14 protein-coding genes are annotated in these 15258 nt (G+C 59.1%); 3 read left to right on the top strand and 11 right to left on the bottom strand.

The genetic code is table 11. From position 1 onward, the window contains the following. Positions 1 to 93: 93 nt before the first annotated feature. The gene (locus tag B195_RS00835; protein WP_003437651.1) at positions 94 to 1323 is read left to right on the top strand and encodes a nucleoside recognition domain-containing protein; all 1230 of its coding nucleotides are present in this window, start codon (positions 94 to 96) and stop codon (positions 1321 to 1323) included. Positions 1324 to 1393: 70 nt separating this feature from the next. Here the strand turns inward: B195_RS00835 and B195_RS00840 are convergent, their stop codons facing one another. The 7 genes from B195_RS00840 to B195_RS00870 form a co-directional block, all read right to left on the bottom strand. Continuing rightward, positions 1394 to 2020, bottom strand: a complete 627-nt coding sequence (locus B195_RS00840; protein ID WP_003437648.1) for an ABC-type transport auxiliary lipoprotein family protein — start codon at positions 2018 to 2020, stop codon at positions 1394 to 1396. Next, positions 2017 to 2955 carry an MlaD family protein gene (locus B195_RS00845; protein WP_003437645.1) on the bottom strand — a complete coding sequence of 313 codons (939 nt, stop codon included), beginning with the start codon at positions 2953 to 2955 and terminating at the stop codon, positions 2017 to 2019. Before B195_RS00845 ends, B195_RS00840 begins: the two co-directional genes overlap by 4 nt. Before the next feature lies 1 nt (position 2956). After that, the gene (locus B195_RS00850) at positions 2957 to 3748 is read right to left on the bottom strand and encodes an ABC transporter ATP-binding protein (RefSeq protein ID WP_003437642.1); all 792 of its coding nucleotides are present in this window, start codon (positions 3746 to 3748) and stop codon (positions 2957 to 2959) included. An 8-nt stretch (positions 3749 to 3756) separates the two neighbouring features. Next, the gene (locus B195_RS00855) at positions 3757 to 4887 is read right to left on the bottom strand and encodes an ABC transporter permease (RefSeq protein ID WP_003437638.1); all 1131 of its coding nucleotides are present in this window, start codon (positions 4885 to 4887) and stop codon (positions 3757 to 3759) included. A gap of 79 nt (positions 4888 to 4966) precedes the next feature. Beyond that, positions 4967 to 6007 carry a DUF5924 family protein gene (locus B195_RS00860; RefSeq protein WP_003437635.1) on the bottom strand — a complete coding sequence of 347 codons (1041 nt, stop codon included), beginning with the start codon at positions 6005 to 6007 and terminating at the stop codon, positions 4967 to 4969. Positions 6008 to 6137: 130 nt separating this feature from the next. Next, on the bottom strand, positions 6138 to 6803 hold the full coding sequence (locus B195_RS00865; protein ID WP_003437631.1) for a fumarylacetoacetate hydrolase family protein: 666 nt from the start codon (positions 6801 to 6803) through the stop codon (positions 6138 to 6140). An 84-nt stretch (positions 6804 to 6887) separates the two neighbouring features. Beyond that, positions 6888 to 8282, bottom strand: a complete 1395-nt coding sequence (locus B195_RS00870) for an FAD-binding oxidoreductase (RefSeq protein ID WP_003437628.1) — start codon at positions 8280 to 8282, stop codon at positions 6888 to 6890. Between the two features lie 206 nt (positions 8283 to 8488). Between B195_RS00870 and serA the strand changes: the two genes are divergently transcribed. Next, positions 8489 to 9718: a phosphoglycerate dehydrogenase gene (gene serA / locus B195_RS00875; RefSeq protein ID WP_003437626.1), complete on the top strand. Its 1230-nt coding sequence runs from the start codon at positions 8489 to 8491 to the stop codon at positions 9716 to 9718. A gap of 57 nt (positions 9719 to 9775) precedes the next feature. Here the strand turns inward: serA and B195_RS00880 are convergent, their stop codons facing one another. After that, entirely contained in the window at positions 9776 to 10213 is a 438-nt protein-coding gene (locus tag B195_RS00880; RefSeq protein ID WP_003437624.1) for a DUF4399 domain-containing protein, read from the bottom strand. A gap of 138 nt (positions 10214 to 10351) precedes the next feature. On the opposite strand from B195_RS00880, the gene B195_RS00885 reads away from it, so the two are divergent. After that, positions 10352 to 11116 (top strand): transporter substrate-binding domain-containing protein, encoded by a 765-nt coding sequence (locus B195_RS00885; RefSeq protein ID WP_003437621.1) that lies wholly within the window; start codon positions 10352 to 10354, stop codon positions 11114 to 11116. A gap of 91 nt (positions 11117 to 11207) precedes the next feature. Here B195_RS00885 and B195_RS00890 read toward each other — a convergent pair whose 3' ends face one another. From B195_RS00890 to B195_RS00900, 3 genes are read right to left on the bottom strand one after another with little or no spacing between them, the layout of a single operon-like run. Then, positions 11208 to 12461 (bottom strand): cytochrome c, encoded by a 1254-nt coding sequence (locus B195_RS00890; RefSeq protein WP_003437619.1) that lies wholly within the window; start codon positions 12459 to 12461, stop codon positions 11208 to 11210. 12 nt (positions 12462 to 12473) lie between these two features. Then, positions 12474 to 14258, bottom strand: a complete 1785-nt coding sequence (locus B195_RS00895; protein ID WP_003437617.1) for a GMC family oxidoreductase — start codon at positions 14256 to 14258, stop codon at positions 12474 to 12476. Between the two features lie 2 nt (positions 14259 to 14260). Further along, the gene (locus B195_RS00900) at positions 14261 to 14998 is read right to left on the bottom strand and encodes a gluconate 2-dehydrogenase subunit 3 family protein (RefSeq protein WP_003437615.1); all 738 of its coding nucleotides are present in this window, start codon (positions 14996 to 14998) and stop codon (positions 14261 to 14263) included. Positions 14999 to 15258 lie beyond the last annotated feature (260 nt).

The raw sequence follows: 15258 nt of genomic DNA on the forward strand, positions 1-15258 counted from the left end.
AGCTGCACCCGCACAAACCCCGGACTTGTCCGGGGTTTGTTGTTTCTGCGGTCTGGCCGCTATCATTCGGCGTATCTTCCAGGAGTTCACTCGATGCTCAACGGCCTATGGCTCAGCTTTTTCGTGGTCGCTACGGTATCGGCGCTTGTCCAGTGGCTGGTGGGCGGCAATGCCGGGATCTTTGCGGCCATGGTGGAAAGTATCTTTGCCATGGCCAAGCTGTCGGTCGAGGTGATGATTCTGTTGTTCGGCACCTTGACCCTGTGGCTTGGATTTCTGCGCATCGCTGAAAAAGCCGGCATCGTCGACTGGCTGGGCAGGGCGCTGGGGCCGCTGTTCAAGCGCCTGATGCCCGAAGTGCCGCCCGGGCATCCGGCACTGGGGTTTATCACCTTGAACTTCGCGGCCAACGGCCTGGGCCTGGACAATGCCGCCACGCCCATTGGCCTGAAGGCCATGCGGGCACTGCAAGAACTCAATCCAAGCCCGACCAGTGCGAGCAATGCGCAAATCCTGTTTCTGGTGCTCAACGCCTCGTCCCTGACCCTGTTGCCGGTGACGATCTTCATGTATCGCGCTCAGCAGGGCGCAGCCGACCCTACCCTGGTGTTCCTGCCGATCCTGCTGGCGACCAGCGCCTCGACGCTGGTAGGCCTACTCTCGGTGGCCTTCATGCAGCGCTTGCGACTGTGGGACCCGGTGGTACTGGCCTATCTGGTACCCGGGGCGTTGATTCTGGGCGCGTTCATGGCGTTGCTGGCGAGCCTGTCGGCTGCAGCGCTGGCGAGTTTGTCCTCGATCCTCGGCAATCTGACGCTGTTCGGGCTGATCATGCTGTTTCTGGTGATTGGCGCGCTGCGCAAGGTCAAGGTCTACGAGGCGTTCGTCGAAGGGGCCAAAGAGGGCTTCGATGTCGCCAAGAACCTGCTGCCCTATCTGGTGGCCATGCTGTGTGCGGTGGGCGTGTTGCGGGCTTCTGGTGCGCTGGATTTCGGCCTGGACGGAATTCGCCATGTGGTCGAGTGGCTGGGCATGGATACGCGCTTTGTCGATGCGTTGCCGACGGCAATGGTCAAGCCGTTCTCGGGCAGTGCGGCGCGGGCCCTGTTGATCGAAACCATGCAGACCCAAGGGGTAGACAGCTTTCCGGCGCTGGTCGCCGCGACGGTGCAGGGCAGTACTGAAACCACCTTTTATGTGCTGGCCGTTTACTTCGGCGCCGTGGGCATCCAGCGTGCCCGCCATGCGGTGGGTTGTGCCTTGCTCGCCGAGTTTTCGGGCGTAGTGGCAGCGATCGCGGTGTGCTACTGGTTCTTCGGTTAATCCTCAAACTATCGCTGGCAAGCCGGCTTCCACAGGTGTTGTGGGGGCCGGCTTGCCAGCGATAAAGGGCTCAGCGTTGCGCCTGCCCTTGCTGCATCACCCACTGCACCACTTGCGGCATCAGCGTGTCAGCGGCCTGGCCAAAACCTGCAACAACCCCCGGCACCATCGGATTGCTCAGTGGCTGGCGTGCTTCAAAGCGCCTGGACGCCAGCACCCGCTGATCGCTGCTGCGCACCAGCCGGGCGTTGTACTGAATCAGCACCTCGGGGCTTTTACCGTTATAGCGGGTCTGGAACGCCAGTAACTCTCCGCCTAACTCGTAATCGGCCTGCAGGTTGCTGTCGTCGGTGCTCAGCCCCTGAATCCGGCCATCCTGCAAGAACGCATCGAGCAAGCGATTGCGCAGCAGCACAGGCGCCGGATCGCTCCAGCGCGCGCCTTTGTAATTGCTGATCAGATTGCCCTCGGGCACCACCGCAATGTTCTGGCTGTTCAGCGCGTTGCTGGCCATCGGTTTTTCGAGTCGCAGCGACCAGTTAACCGGCGCGCCACGGCTGGCGGCGAGCGGCGCCTGGGCATAGGGCAGCCAATACACGTCAACCTGCTCGGGCTTGGGCAATATCGAACAGGCGCTGAGCAGGCTCAGACTGGCAGCCAGGACGATTGAACCTGCCAGGCGATAAGTACGGGTCATGGCGTGAATTCCTTGTTCTGTTCGCGGCCCAGCAGGTAACCGCTTGGATTGGCTTCCAGGCGCCGCGAAATCGAGCGTAATGTGCCGAGGGTTTCGCGCAGCTCATTGACGGCCGGGCCCAGCTGATTGAGGCCCTGCAGGCCGCTGTTGAGCGACTGTTCATTGTTGTTGATCAACAGATTGATGGTTGCAGTGCTCTGTTGCAGCGACTTCATGGCCTGTTCGGCACTGCTGAACATCTGCTGGCCCTGGTTGCTCAACATGCCATTGGCGTTGCGCATCAGTGCGGTGGTTTGCTCCAGGGTGCCGCTGGCCTGTTTGCTGACCTGGGCCAGCTGTTTCATCATCTGGCTGATATCGTCACGCTGGCTGGCAATGGCAGAGGTGGTCTGCTCCAGGTTTTCCAGAGTCTTGCCCACACGGTTGACGTTGTCGTGGGAGAACAGGCGGTTGGCGTTATGCAGCAGGATGTTGATATTGGCCAGCATGTCATTGCCATCGGTGAGCAACCGGGCAATCGGGGAGGGGGTGGCCACGATGGTGGGCAGTTTGCCGTTTACACCTTTGAGGTCCGGGCTGTTCGGGTCGCCACCGCTGAGCTGGATGATCGAGGTGCCCGTCACGCCCGTCAGCGCCAGCTTGGCCTTGGTGTCGACCTTGACCGGGGTGCCGGCGGCCAGACGAATCCGGGCCAGTACGCGGCGCGGGTCCTTGTCATCCAGACGCAGTTCTATGACATCGCCGACCTTGATCCCGTTGTATTGCACCGAGCTGCCTTTGGACAAGCCACTGACAGCCTCGTTGAACACCACTTCGTAATCCTTGAAGGTGCTGTCCATGCTGGCCTTGGCCAGCCACAGGCCAAACAGCATGGCCCCGACTATGACCAGAACGCTGAACAGGCCGATCAATACATGATGGGCACGGGTTTCCATGTTATTGCTCCTTGATCTTGGTTGCCGCTTCGTATGCAGCGCGGCCGCGGGGGCCATGGAAATATTCATGAATCCACGGGTCGTCGTAGTCTTCGACCTGCTTGATAGGGGCGGCCACCAACACCCGTTTTTGCGAGAGCACCGCTACCCGGTCGGTGATGGTGTACAGCGTGTCCAGGTCGTGGGTCACGAGAAATACGCTCAGACCCATCGCGTCACGCAAGGTCAGGATCAACTGGTCAAACGCCGCTGCGCCAATGGGGTCCAGCCCGGCGGTAGGTTCATCCAGAAACAGAATGTCCGGATCCAGTGCCAGTGCCCGGGCCAGTGCCGCGCGCTTGATCATCCCGCCTGACAGCATGGACGGGTATTTGTCAGCGGCGGACAGGGGCAGCCCGGCCAGCGCCAGTTTTACGCACGCCAGATGCTCTGCATCGGGGCGGCTCAGCCCCGCGTGTTCGATCAGGGGCAGGGCGATGTTTTCCGTCACGGTCAGCGAAGAAAACAGCGCGCCGCTCTGGAACAACACGCCAAAACGCCGCTCAATCTTCGAACGCGCCTCTTCCGGCAGGCTTAACAGGTCCTGGCCGAACACACGGACCTGGCCTTCAGTCGGTCGCCTTAGCCCGACAATACTGCGCAACAGTACCGACTTGCCGGTGCCGGAGCCGCCGACCACGCCGAGGATCTCGCCCTTGTACACATCCAGGTCGAGGTTCTCGTGCACAGCCTGGCTGCCAAACCGGTTACACAGACCCCGTACTTCGATTATCGCCTCGCGGGGCGCTTGCATTGGCCCACTCACCAGCCCATCTCCATAAAGAACAACGCGGCCACGGCGTCGAGGACGATCACGATAAAGATCGATTGCACCACGCTGGACGTGGTGTGCTCGCCCACAGATTCGGCGCTGCCGCTGACTTTAAAGCCCTCAAGGCAGCCCACTGCAGCGATCAGAAAGGCAAAGAACGGTGCTTTGACCATGCCCACCAAAAAGTGCTGAACGCCGATATCGGAGTGCAACAGCGATATGAACATGTCGGGGGAAATGCCCAGCGAGACCACGCACACCACCGCGCCACCGAGGATGCCGGCCATCATGGCCAGAAAGGTCAGCAGCGGCAGCGCGATAAGCAGTGCCAAAACCCGTGGCAGCACCAGCAAATCCATGGGGTCGAGGCCCAGAGTGCGAATAGCGTCGATCTCTTCGTTGGCTTTCATCGAGCCGATTTGTGCCGTAAAGGCGCTGGCCGTCCGGCCTGCCAGCAGGATGGCGGTGAGCAACACGCCAAACTCGCGCAGGAAGGAGAAGGCAACCAGATCTACGGTAAAGATCCCCGCACCAAAGTTGGCCAGCACCGTGGCACCGAGAAAGGCCACCACCGCGCCCACCATGAAGGTCAACAACACCACAATCGGCGCGGCGTTGAGGCCGATCTGCTCGATATGCGCCACCATGGGGGTAATGCGCCACTGTTTTGGCCGGAACAGGTTGCGCGCCAGGGTTTGCAGAATCAGTCCGATGAAGCCCAGCAACTGCAGCGAGTCTTGCCACAGCTTGTAGACCGCGCCGCCGATACGGCTCAACAACAGGATGCAGATGTTCTGCTGGGGGACTTTGACCGGCACACAGAAGTCGCGCAGTGAGGCGTAGACCGTTTGCAGCAGGGCACGGTCAGCGGCGGGAAGTTTGTGTGCGGTGTCGGTCAGCTGGCTGACGCGTTCGGCGCCCAAAAGGTCCACCAGCAACGACGCCCCTGCAGTATCGATGCTGGACACTTCATCCAGATCAATTGCGGTTTGAGCGTCGTACTGACCGGCCAGCTGCTCGGTCTGCTGTTTGAGCCGGGTGTAATGGGCCAACGTCCAGTCGCCGCTGATACGCAGCCGCGCCGGATTGCTTGAAGTGTCTAGTTGGGCATTGCCCGCCATGGCCGTAATAATCGTAAGCTCCCAGCTAAATACGCTTGAACGTAGACCTTATGTAATAGCACAGTCCTGTAAAACTGCGTCAGTTTGCCTGAACATCGGTCCCCGGGGATTGATCTGGGTTAACCCGAAAGCGCAACACGCCAATCAGTTGCCCGTCTTCGGTGATCACCCGTACTTGCCAGCGTCCCTCGGGATTCGGCGGGAAGTTCTGTTTGTGGGTCCAGGCGCGATAGCCTTCTTTGCGTCCCCCGTGAATATCCAGCGCGATACGGTCGACTTCCTGGCCGTTGAGCTGCCACACATGGTAGATCCGTTCATTCAGACCGCGGGGTGCGTTGATCGAGGTGTAGGCATACAGACCCCTGCTGCGCAGTTCGCTAACGCTGATCTGCTCAACGCTTTCGCCCGGCGTGCGGTCCTGCAATTGGGTGGTCACCGCGACCTCGGTCATCCATAGCGTTGCAGGCGGTACCCACGAGCGCAGCAGCCAGCCGGTGCCCCCCAATGTCAGTACGATCAAGGGCAGCACCAGCCAGCCGCGCCAGGTCTTCAGCGGCAGGCTCACGGCCAGACTCGGGATTGAAAGCAGTACCGCGGTGCCCAGCGCCAGCTTGTAGCTCTGGGAGGTGGTCAGGTTGAGGATGATCGGCAGTGCCGTCAGCAGGGCCGCGAACAAGGCCAGGGTGTGCATTGCCAGATACAGCCAGCGCCTGGGTGCCAGCCAGCGGTAGTACAGCGGGTCGGTGATGGTCACCAGCGCCGCGGCACCCAGCAGACCGGTAAACACCAGCTGTCCGCTGTTCCAGGTGGTGGTAATGAAGAAGAAGGGCAGGACAAAAAACAGGCTTTCCTGATGAATCATCTGCGTTGCATAACGCAGCAACGGCGGGGGGATTTCGCGTTTGAACACGCGGCTGAACAACTGGGTGAAACTGTTTTCCAGCATCAGCCAGACCCAGCTCACCAGCAGGATCACGGCGATCCAGCGGGCCATGCCTTGCTGGCGGTCCACCAGAATGAAACTGCCCACGCCCGAGCAAAAGCCAAATGCCGCGATCAGCCCCGGATAGCGCTTCATTAATTCAAGGATGCGCTGTACGTAGTGGTTCCAGTTCGGCATTCGACGGTTCACATTCTGTATAGGAAATATCCTCGACAGAATAGCGTTTTAGAGGACGCAGCGTCCGGGATGTTTACGCCCCCGCAGCCCGAAACAGGTGGGAGCTGGCAAGCCAGGCTCCCACTGCGGTTCAGCGCACGCTGCTATCGAAGCGGCTCACGTCAGTCAGTTCCAGTACCAGTTCATCGCCGACATACAGCGGGCCAACGCCTGCCGGGGTGCCGGTCATGATCACGTCGCCGGCTTGCAGCGAGAAACAGGCTGCCATGTGCTGGATCATCGGCACGATCGGATTGAGCATCAGCGCGCTGTTGCCGTCCTGGCGCACTTCACCATTGATGCTCAGGCGGATGCCGATGTCGGCCAGATCAGCGAAGGTGCAGCTCGGTACGAACGGGGCCAGCACGCAGGCGCCATCGAATGATTTGGCGATTTCCCATGGCAGGCCCTTGCCTTTGAGCTCGGCCTGCTTGTCGCGCAGGGTCAGGTCCAGTCCGGGCGCGAAGCCGGAGATAGCATCCAGCACTTCCTCGCGGCTTGGTTTGTTGGACAGGGCCTTGCCGATCAGCACCGAGATTTCTGCTTCGTAATGCACCGAACCGCGCTCGGTGGGGATCGCAAAACCACCGTCCAGAGCCACGACACAACTGCCCGGCTTGATAAACAGCAGGGGCTCGGTGGGGATCGGGTTATCCAGCTCTTTGGCGTGCTCGGCATAGTTGCGTCCGATGCACACCACCTTGCCGATTGGAAAGTGAATCCGGGTACCGTCGACATACTGGTGCTGATAGCTCATGGACCGCTCCGCTGGGGATTCAAGGGTGAAACCAACCCTGCAGGAGCCAGCGCTAAAGCTCGCTCCTGCAGGGGGCATTGTTAGTTAAATCGCAAAAATCTTGCCCGGGTTCATGATGCCGTTCGGGTCGAACACGGCCTTGAGCGCTTTCATGTACTCGATTTCGACCGGCGAGCGGCTGTAGGTCAGGTAGTCACGTTTGGTCATGCCCACGCCGTGTTCGGCAGAGATGGAACCGTTGTACTTCTCGACGGTTTCAAATACCCACTTGTTCACCGTCGCACACTTGGCGAAGAACTCGTCCTTGCTCAGGTTTTCCGGCTTGAGGATGTTCAGGTGCAGGTTGCCGTCGCCAATGTGGCCGAACCAGACGATTTCGAAGTCCGGGTAGTGTTCGCCGACGATGGCGTCAATTTCCTTTAGAAATGCCGGGACTTTCGATACGGTGACCGAAATGTCGTTTTTGTATGGCGTCCAGTGGGAAATGGTTTCGGAGATGTATTCGCGAAGTTTCCACAGATTTTGCAGCTGGGTCTCGCTCTGGCTCATCACGCCATCCAGCACCCAGCCCTGCTCCATGCAGTGCTCGAAGGTTTCCAGCGCGGCATTGGCCACTTCTTCAGTGGTGGCTTCAAATTCCAGCAGGGCATAGAACGGGCAATCGGTCTCGAACGGCGAGGGTACATCGCCGCGGCCCATCACTTTGGCCAGGGCCTTGTCGGAGAAGAACTCAAAGGCTGTCAGATCCAGCTTGCTCTGAAAGGCGTGCAGCACGGGCATGATCGAATCGAAATCGGCCGTACCCAACACCATCGCCGTCAGGTTTTTCGGCGCACGGTCCAGGCGCATGGTGGCTTCGACCACAAAACCCAGGGTGCCCTCGGCGCCGATAAACAGCTGGCGCATGTCGTAGCCGGTGGCGTTCTTGATCAGGTCCTTGTTGAGCTCGAGCACATCGCCCTTGCCGGTCACGACTTTCATCCCCGCCACCCAGTTGCGGGTCATGCCGTAGCGGATAACCTTGATCCCGCCGGCATTGGTGCCGATATTGCCGCCAATCTGGCTGGAGCCGGCCGAGGCAAAATCCACCGGGTAGTACAGGCCGTTTTCTTCGGCCAGGTTCTGCAGATGCGCGGTGACCACACCGGGCTGACAGACCACGGTGCGGTCCGTCAGGTTGATGTCCAGCACCTGGTTCATGTAGTCAAACGACACCACCACTTCGCCATTGGCCGCCACGGCTGCCGCCGACAAACCCGTACGGCCGCCCGACGGTACCAGGGCGATCTTGCGCTCATTGGCCCAGCGCACAATGGCCTGTACTTGCTCAGTGGTTTTGGGGAACACGATGGCCAGCGGGGCCGGGGCGAAATGCTTGGTCCAGTCCTTGCCAAAAGCGTTGAGGGAGTCAGCGTCGGTCAAGACCTTGCCAGGCTCTACCAGGGACTTTAGCTCTTCAATCAAGACTGGATGGGTCATCAACAGAACTCTCGAACAATTCATGGTCATCCTGAGAACGCTTCACGTCGCAGGTATGGGTGTTTAGCGGGGCGCTTATGCTAGCATACGACCCCCCCGTAGAATCGAGCCGTAGGACGATTCTCGGTGCCGGTCTTCACGCCGGACAGGTCAGCTCTCGCTGTCCATTCCCTGCCATTTTTTCTCTGGGACACAGGTTTACGCAGATGAGCAAGACTTCTCTCGATAAGAGCAAGATCAAGTTCCTTCTTTTGGAAGGCGTCCACCAATCCGCTGTTGAAGTACTCAAGTCTGCCGGTTACACCAGCATCGAGTACATCACCAGTTCCTTGCCTGAAGCCCAGCTGAAGGAAAAGATCGCTGATGCCCACTTTATCGGCATCCGTTCTCGTACCCAGCTGACCGAAGAAGTGTTCGATTGCGCCAAGAAACTGGTCGCTGTTGGTTGTTTCTGCATCGGCACCAACCAGGTCGACCTCAACGCTGCTCGCGAACGCGGTATCGCTGTTTTCAACGCGCCTTACTCCAACACCCGTTCGGTGGCCGAGTTGGTGCTGGCTGAAGCGATCCTGTTGTTGCGTGGCATCCCTGAGAAAAACGCTTCCTGCCACCGCGGTGGCTGGATCAAAAGTGCAGCTAACTCCTTCGAAATCCGGGGCAAGAAACTGGGTATCGTCGGTTATGGCTCGATCGGTACGCAATTGTCGGTACTGGCCGAAGGCCTGGGCATGCAGGTGTTCTTCTATGACACCGTGACCAAGCTGCCGTTGGGTAACGCGACCCAGGTTGGCAATCTGCACGAACTGTTGGGCATGTCCGACATCGTGACTCTGCACGTACCTGAAACCGCAGCCACCCAGTGGATGATCGGCGAGAAAGAAATTCGCGCCATCAAGAAGGGCGGGATTCTGATCAACGCCGCACGTGGCACCGTGGTTGAGCTGGACGCCCTGGCTGACGCGATCAAGGACAAGCACCTGATCGGCGCCGCTATCGACGTGTTCCCGGTTGAGCCGCGCTCCAACGACGACGTGTTCGAAAGCCCGCTGCGTGGCCTGGACAACGTGATCCTGACCCCGCACATCGGCGGTTCCACCGCTGAAGCGCAAGCCAACATCGGTCTGGAAGTGGCAGAGAAGCTGGTCAAGTACAGCGACAACGGTACTTCGGTATCGTCCGTGAACTTCCCGGAAGTTGCCCTGCCGGCTCACCCTGGCAAGCACCGTTTGCTGCACATCCACCAGAACATCCCGGGTGTGATGAGCGAGATCAACAAGGTCTTCGCCGAAAACGGTATCAACATCTCCGGCCAGTTCCTGCAAACCAACGAGAAAGTTGGCTATGTAGTGATCGACGTCGACGCCGAGTCTTCGGACCTGGCGCAAGAGAAGCTGCAAACCATCAACGGCACCATCCGTTGCCGCGTTCTGTTCTAAGACGCGGGTCAATAAAAAGGGAGACCCTTGGGTCTCCCTTTTTTATGCGCGGTAAAACTACTTCACATTGACGGTGATTTTTTTCGAAACCACGGCAGGCTCAAACGGTACGTGGTTTTTGTCGCCCAGTTCCAGTTGCAGGGTGTGCTTGCCCGGGGTCAGCGTTACTTCGGTTTCGACCTGGCCTTTGCCGAAATGCACGTGGTTGGCGTCTGCCGGGATTGGCATGGCGGCGGCAGGCAGCTTGTCGACATCGATCAGCAGATGGTGGTGGCCAGTATTTGCGGTCTGGTCGCCAGCCGGTGCAATGGCGACGTTTTTGGCGCCGAACTTGACGGTGAAGGTTTTATCCACAGTGGCGCCGTCAGCGGGGGAGACGATGAATACTTCGGCGTCTTTAGGTGCCGGGGTAGTCGGCATGCCGGCAGCCGTGGCCATGACCGAGGCGCCCATCAATACAGAAGCCAACGCAACACGAGACAATAGAGCTTTCATTTTTTTCTCCGTTTTTTACAAAATGCTCAGGCTTAGGACAACTTTGAGCGGATCTGTTGTCCAACGCCGCAATTGACCAACATAAAGCAAAGCGGACGCCAGTTGCGAATCGCTTGCATCAAATTCAAAGGAGTGACCATGCGTTTTCTGCCGGGCCTGATGCTTTTACTGCCATTGGCGAGTCCTTTTGTCCAAGCCGAATTGATCGACGATGTGAATGACCGGGGCGAACTGCGTATCGCCCTCGAGGCTGACCTGCCTCCCTTCAGCTTCAAGCAGGACGGTCGTTTGACCGGTTTCGACGTCGAACTGGGCGAGTTACTGGCCAAGGAGCTGGAAGTGACTCCCTCGATTCTCATCACCGACAGCAATGACCTGCTGCCGGGCGTTGAAAGCGGTAAATACGATGTAGCAATCAATCACATTGCTTTGACCCCGGAACTGCAGGATCGGTTCGATTTCAGCGAGCCTTACAGCTATACCGCTGCGCAGTTGATCGTGCGGCAGGAAGAACAGCGTTCGCTCAACACCCCGGGCACCCTCAAGGGCCAGCTCTTAGGCGTAGCCCAGGGCAGCCAGTTTGTCGAGCAGGTGCGTACCGGTCAGGCAGGGGAAGTGCACAGCTACCCGGATGCCCATCAGTCATTGGTGGCGTTGGTGAACAAACAACTGGATGCAGCGGTCAGTGACCGTTTGCTGACCCCGTATGCGATTCGCGATAGCCGGTTGCCGGTGAAGGAAGGTGCAACCATGGGGCCTGTAGTAGCGCTGGCGATTCCCTTCCAGAAGGGCAATCCGGCGTTCCAGACCAGCCTGGACAATGCCTTGCAGCGGATCAAGGCCGATGGTCGCCTCAAAGCCCTGTCGCAAAAATGGTTCGGTCTGGATGCCACCAAGCCCTGAGGCAGCCCCGGGCCCTGCAGGTGCTGGCTTGCCAGCGATGCAGGCGACCGGTGTTGATCCTGTCGCCCGCAAGCCGGCAGGGTCGTGGGCCCTATTCGCGCAACCCCTTCACATCTGCTGCCTTCACATCCCCACCTTTATTGCCCCAGCTGGTGCGGATGAAATTGACCACGTCAGCGACTTCCTGATCCGACAACCGCCAGTCAAAAGCCGGCATGGTGAAGGTCGACGGCGCCGTATGGGTTGCCGGCAGCGTCCCGCCTTTGAGCACGATATGAATCAGCGACGTCGGGTCGTCTGACAGCAGCACCGGGTTCCCCGCCAACGCCGGGAAGACCCGGGTATAACCGTGCCCGTCAGTGCGATGGCAGGCAGCGCAGTTGTCGATATACACCGCCGCACCGCGCTTGCTGTCATCGCCGTTCCACAAGGCATCGGCGACTGCCGGATCGTATTGATGCGGCATGTCCGCCGCGTCCACTGCCGGCAGCGATTTCAGGTAGCGGGCAATGGCTGTCAGATCGGCTTCGGACATGTACTGCATGCTATGCACAATCACATCGCTCATGCCGCCAAACACCGCACTGCGGTCACTGCGACCGGTCTTCAGAAACTGCACCAGTTGTTCTTCGTTCCAGCTGCCCAGGCCATCTTTGTGGTCACCGCGCAGGTTCTTCGCAATCCAGCCTTCCAGCGGTGCGCTGCCTGACAAAAACGCGCTGCTGTCGCCCGCACTCAAGGCTTTTTCCTGCATGGTCAGTGCCCGTGGTGTATGGCATGCACCGCAATGCCCAAGGCCTTCCACCAGATAAGCACCGCGGCTCACTACAGGGTCTTGCCCGGTAACCGGGGTGAAGTCGGCAACGGCCGGTGCGAACGTCCAGCGCCACATCGCCAGCGGCCAGCGCATGCTCAGCGGCCAGGGAATATCGACCGCCTTGTTTTCTTGCGCGACAGGTTTTACCCCGTTCATGAAGTAGGCATACAACGCCTGCATGTCGGTTTCAGTGACCCGGGCGTAGGACGGATAAGGCATGGCCGGGTACAAGGTGTCGCCATTTTTGGCGATGCCATGGCGTACGGCCTTGTCGAAATCGTCAAAGCTGTAGGCGCCGATGCCGCTTTTGTCCGGGGTGATGTTGGTTGAATAAATCATGCCAATCGGGGTTTCCATTGGCAGCCCGCCGGCGAACGGCTTGCCATCCTTGGCCGTGTGGCATGCCACGCAGTCACCGGCACGGGCCAGATATTCACCTTGCTTGATCAGCGTCTGCTGATCTTCCTGCGCGGCCACTGCCGAGAAACTGCCCAGCAGGGCCAGGGTCGCGATAACAATTGCTTTCATGCTCATCGCTCCTTATGCCTGAACCAGCGGGCCGGGGTTTTTCAGGTACTGCTCGCGGATCGCCCGGGCCGACCAGTAGGTCAACGCGGCAACCAGACCTGTCGGGTTGTAGCCCAGGCCCTGGGGGAACGCCGATGCGCCGGGGACAAATACGTTATGCACGTCCCAGCTCTGCAAGTAGCGGTTCAGGGCACTGGTTTTCGGATCGGTACCCATGATTGCGCCACCGTTCAGGTGAGTGGTCTGGTAGGACGCGGTGTTGAAGTGATCCCCGACTTTTTTGCCGATGGCGGCGATGGCTTTGGGGTTCATCGCTTCGGCGATCTTGCCCATTTTTTCCATCATGAAACGGTTCATCTTGATGTCGTTTTCCTGCCAGTCGAACGTCATCCGCAGCAATGGCTGACCGTAGGAGTCGCGATATACGGGGTCGAGATCGAGGTAGTTGCAGCGGTAAGACTGATGGGCACCATGTGAGTCCATCGACACCTGATGGGTGTAGTAATCCGCTGTGGCGCGCTTCCAGGCGCTGCCCCATGCCGGTGTGCCGGGCGGGTTCGAGGTGCCGGCAATCGGCCGGCTGCCCGCCTGATTGACCCACATCGGCGAGCCGCCGACGAAGCCGTGGGGCCCGTGGTCGAAGTTGTCCGCGTTGAAGTCGTCCACCGCCACGCCGTTGCCGCCAGCGCCGATGAAATTGTTGGTGTGCACGTCTTTGTCGAAGTAGGCCTTGATGGTGCCCATGTTCTGGTAGGCGAAGTTACGCCCCACCACGCCTTCATTGGTGATCGGGTCGTAAGGCTTGCCAATCCCCGAGAGCAGCATCAAGCGCACGTTGTGGAACTGGAACGCCCCGAGAATCACCAGATCCGCCGGTTGCTCGATTTCCCGGCCCAGTGCATCGATGTACGTCACGCCAGTGGCTTTGCTTTTGCTGCTGTCCAGATTGACCCGGATTACATGGGCGTTGGGGCGCAGTTCAAAGTTCGGCAGCGGTTTGAGCGCCGGCAGAATGTTCACGTTGGGCGAGGCTTTGGAGTACATGTAGCACACGTAACCGCTGCAAAAACCGCAGAAGTTGCACGGCCCCATCTGTGCGCCATAGGGGTTGGTGTAAGGCCCCGAGGTGTTGGCCGATGGCAGGTTGTAGGGTTTGTAACCCACCTCATTGGCCGCTTTCTGAAACAGCTGTGCGGATACGGTGTTTTTTTGCGAGACCAGCGGAAAATGGTCTGAGCGATCCGGCGCGTAAGGGTTGCCGCCATTATCTTTGCCGACCAGCTGACCTTTGACGGTCCAGGCCTGGCCCGAGGTGCCGAAGACTTTTTCTGCGTAGTCGAAAAACGGCTCCAGCTCTTCGTAGCTGACACCGAAGTCCTGGATGGTCATGTCTTTGGGGATAAAGTTTTTGCCGTAGCGTTCTTCGTAATGACTGCGCATCCGCAGTTCAATAGGGTCCACCCGGAAATGCACGCCCGACCAGTGCAAACCTGCACCGCCCACGCCGTTACCGGGCAGAAACGCGCCCAACTGGCGATTGGGCAAGGCCACGTCATTCACGCTGTGGCGGATGGTGACGGTTTCTTTCGATACATCCTGAAAGAGCTTCTTGCGCACGCTGTAGGTGAGTTCGTCTATCACCTGCGGATAGTTGCCGTCCGGGTAGGTGTCCTGCATCGGGCCTCGTTCCAGGGCCACAACATTCAGGCCGGCTTCTGTCAGCTCTTTGGCCATGATCGAGCCGGTCCAGCCGAAACCGACGATAACTGCATCAACTTTTTTCATAACGGTCGACATGCTCAAGCCCTCTCGCCGCGAATGGATACTGCCGGGAAGGGGTACGGCTCGTTGCGTTCAACCCAGTCCATGAAATCAGCGCGGGCGCCGGGAAAGCCGATCATGGTCCAGCCGACCATGCCTTTGTTGCCACCGTGGATCGGGTCGCAGAAGAAGCCTTCCTTGGTGTTTTGTAGCAAAAAGCTGAAAAACATCTTGGCCGGAACGCTCTCGAATTCAGGGGTGCCAGCTTCCAGCTGTTTCAGCACATTGTCTCGGGTAGCGCTGTCTAGCCCAGCAAATGTTGAGTTATAGGCCTTTTTGCAAAGCTCCTCCGTTGCAGCAATACCCAGGCGATAAATCTGTTTGGGCACCAGCTTGCTCTGCCAGCCCATTTCCGGGGCAGCGTCTGCATTGAACGGACCTTGCATGAACCACAGGGCACCGCTGGCATAGGGGGTGTTCATCTGCCGATCGATATATTCCGGTACGCCAGCTTCCAGGGCGCCAGGGCCTTGTTCGTCAGCCGGGATCAAGCGCGCTACGGCGGCGTTCACAAACGCCCACTCTTCAGCACTGAAGTAAGTCGGCTCATAGGCGCTGGCCGGAGTCGCAGGGCGCTTCGCCGGCTCAGGTGCGGCGGCGGCAGGCGTAGCCATCAGCACTGAACCGCCAAGGCCGGTACTGGCGACGGTGACCACCGGGATCAGGGTCAGGGTTTTGCGTAAAAACTCACGCCGCGGGTTGTCTTGGTCAGACATGGGGGAGCACCTCATCGGGCAATCACGGGTTTCAGCTGCTCGGTGGCAGCTTGTCGTTTTGGCGGCGGTTTGGAGCGGAGTCGATCCGTTAACAGAACACGCAGGCAACTATTAGTTACAAATTCTAACAGGCTGGGACAGCTGATGAATCGTTTCATGCGTAATTTTGCCGCACCGGTAGTGGCACGGTGCTTTACCGTCTTCACGAAATTTTGACAAACGGCTCACAGAGTTTTGATCGGGCTTAACTCAATCTGACC

This window comes from Pseudomonas sp. Lz4W, assembly GCF_000346225.2.
GTDB lineage: Bacteria > Pseudomonadota > Gammaproteobacteria > Pseudomonadales > Pseudomonadaceae > Aquipseudomonas > Aquipseudomonas paraversuta.

Excerpts from the sequence above, each read along its gene's own strand:
- B195_RS00870 (WP_003437628.1), bottom strand. The coding sequence starts at position 8,282 with ATGACCCATCCAGTCTTGATTGAAGAGCTAAAGTCCCTGGTAGAGCCT.
- B195_RS00835 (WP_003437651.1), top strand. The coding sequence starts at position 94 with ATGCTCAACGGCCTATGGCTCAGCTTTTTCGTGGTCGCTACGGTATCG.
- B195_RS00885 (WP_003437621.1), top strand. The coding sequence starts at position 10,352 with ATGCGTTTTCTGCCGGGCCTGATGCTTTTACTGCCATTGGCGAGTCCT.
- B195_RS00880 (WP_003437624.1), bottom strand. The coding sequence starts at position 10,213 with ATGAAAGCTCTATTGTCTCGTGTTGCGTTGGCTTCTGTATTGATGGGC.
- serA (WP_003437626.1), top strand. The coding sequence starts at position 8,489 with ATGAGCAAGACTTCTCTCGATAAGAGCAAGATCAAGTTCCTTCTTTTG.
- B195_RS00850 (WP_003437642.1), bottom strand. The coding sequence starts at position 3,748 with ATGCAAGCGCCCCGCGAGGCGATAATCGAAGTACGGGGTCTGTGTAAC.
- B195_RS00865 (WP_003437631.1), bottom strand. The coding sequence starts at position 6,803 with ATGAGCTATCAGCACCAGTATGTCGACGGTACCCGGATTCACTTTCCA.
- B195_RS00900 (WP_003437615.1), bottom strand. The coding sequence starts at position 14,998 with ATGTCTGACCAAGACAACCCGCGGCGTGAGTTTTTACGCAAAACCCTG.
- B195_RS00855 (WP_003437638.1), bottom strand. The coding sequence starts at position 4,887 with ATGGCGGGCAATGCCCAACTAGACACTTCAAGCAATCCGGCGCGGCTG.
- B195_RS00860 (WP_003437635.1), bottom strand. The coding sequence starts at position 6,007 with ATGCCGAACTGGAACCACTACGTACAGCGCATCCTTGAATTAATGAAG.
- B195_RS00840 (WP_003437648.1), bottom strand. The coding sequence starts at position 2,020 with ATGACCCGTACTTATCGCCTGGCAGGTTCAATCGTCCTGGCTGCCAGT.
- B195_RS00890 (WP_003437619.1), bottom strand. The coding sequence starts at position 12,461 with ATGAAAGCAATTGTTATCGCGACCCTGGCCCTGCTGGGCAGTTTCTCG.
- B195_RS00845 (WP_003437645.1), bottom strand. The coding sequence starts at position 2,955 with ATGGAAACCCGTGCCCATCATGTATTGATCGGCCTGTTCAGCGTTCTG.
- B195_RS00895 (WP_003437617.1), bottom strand. The coding sequence starts at position 14,258 with ATGTCGACCGTTATGAAAAAAGTTGATGCAGTTATCGTCGGTTTCGGC.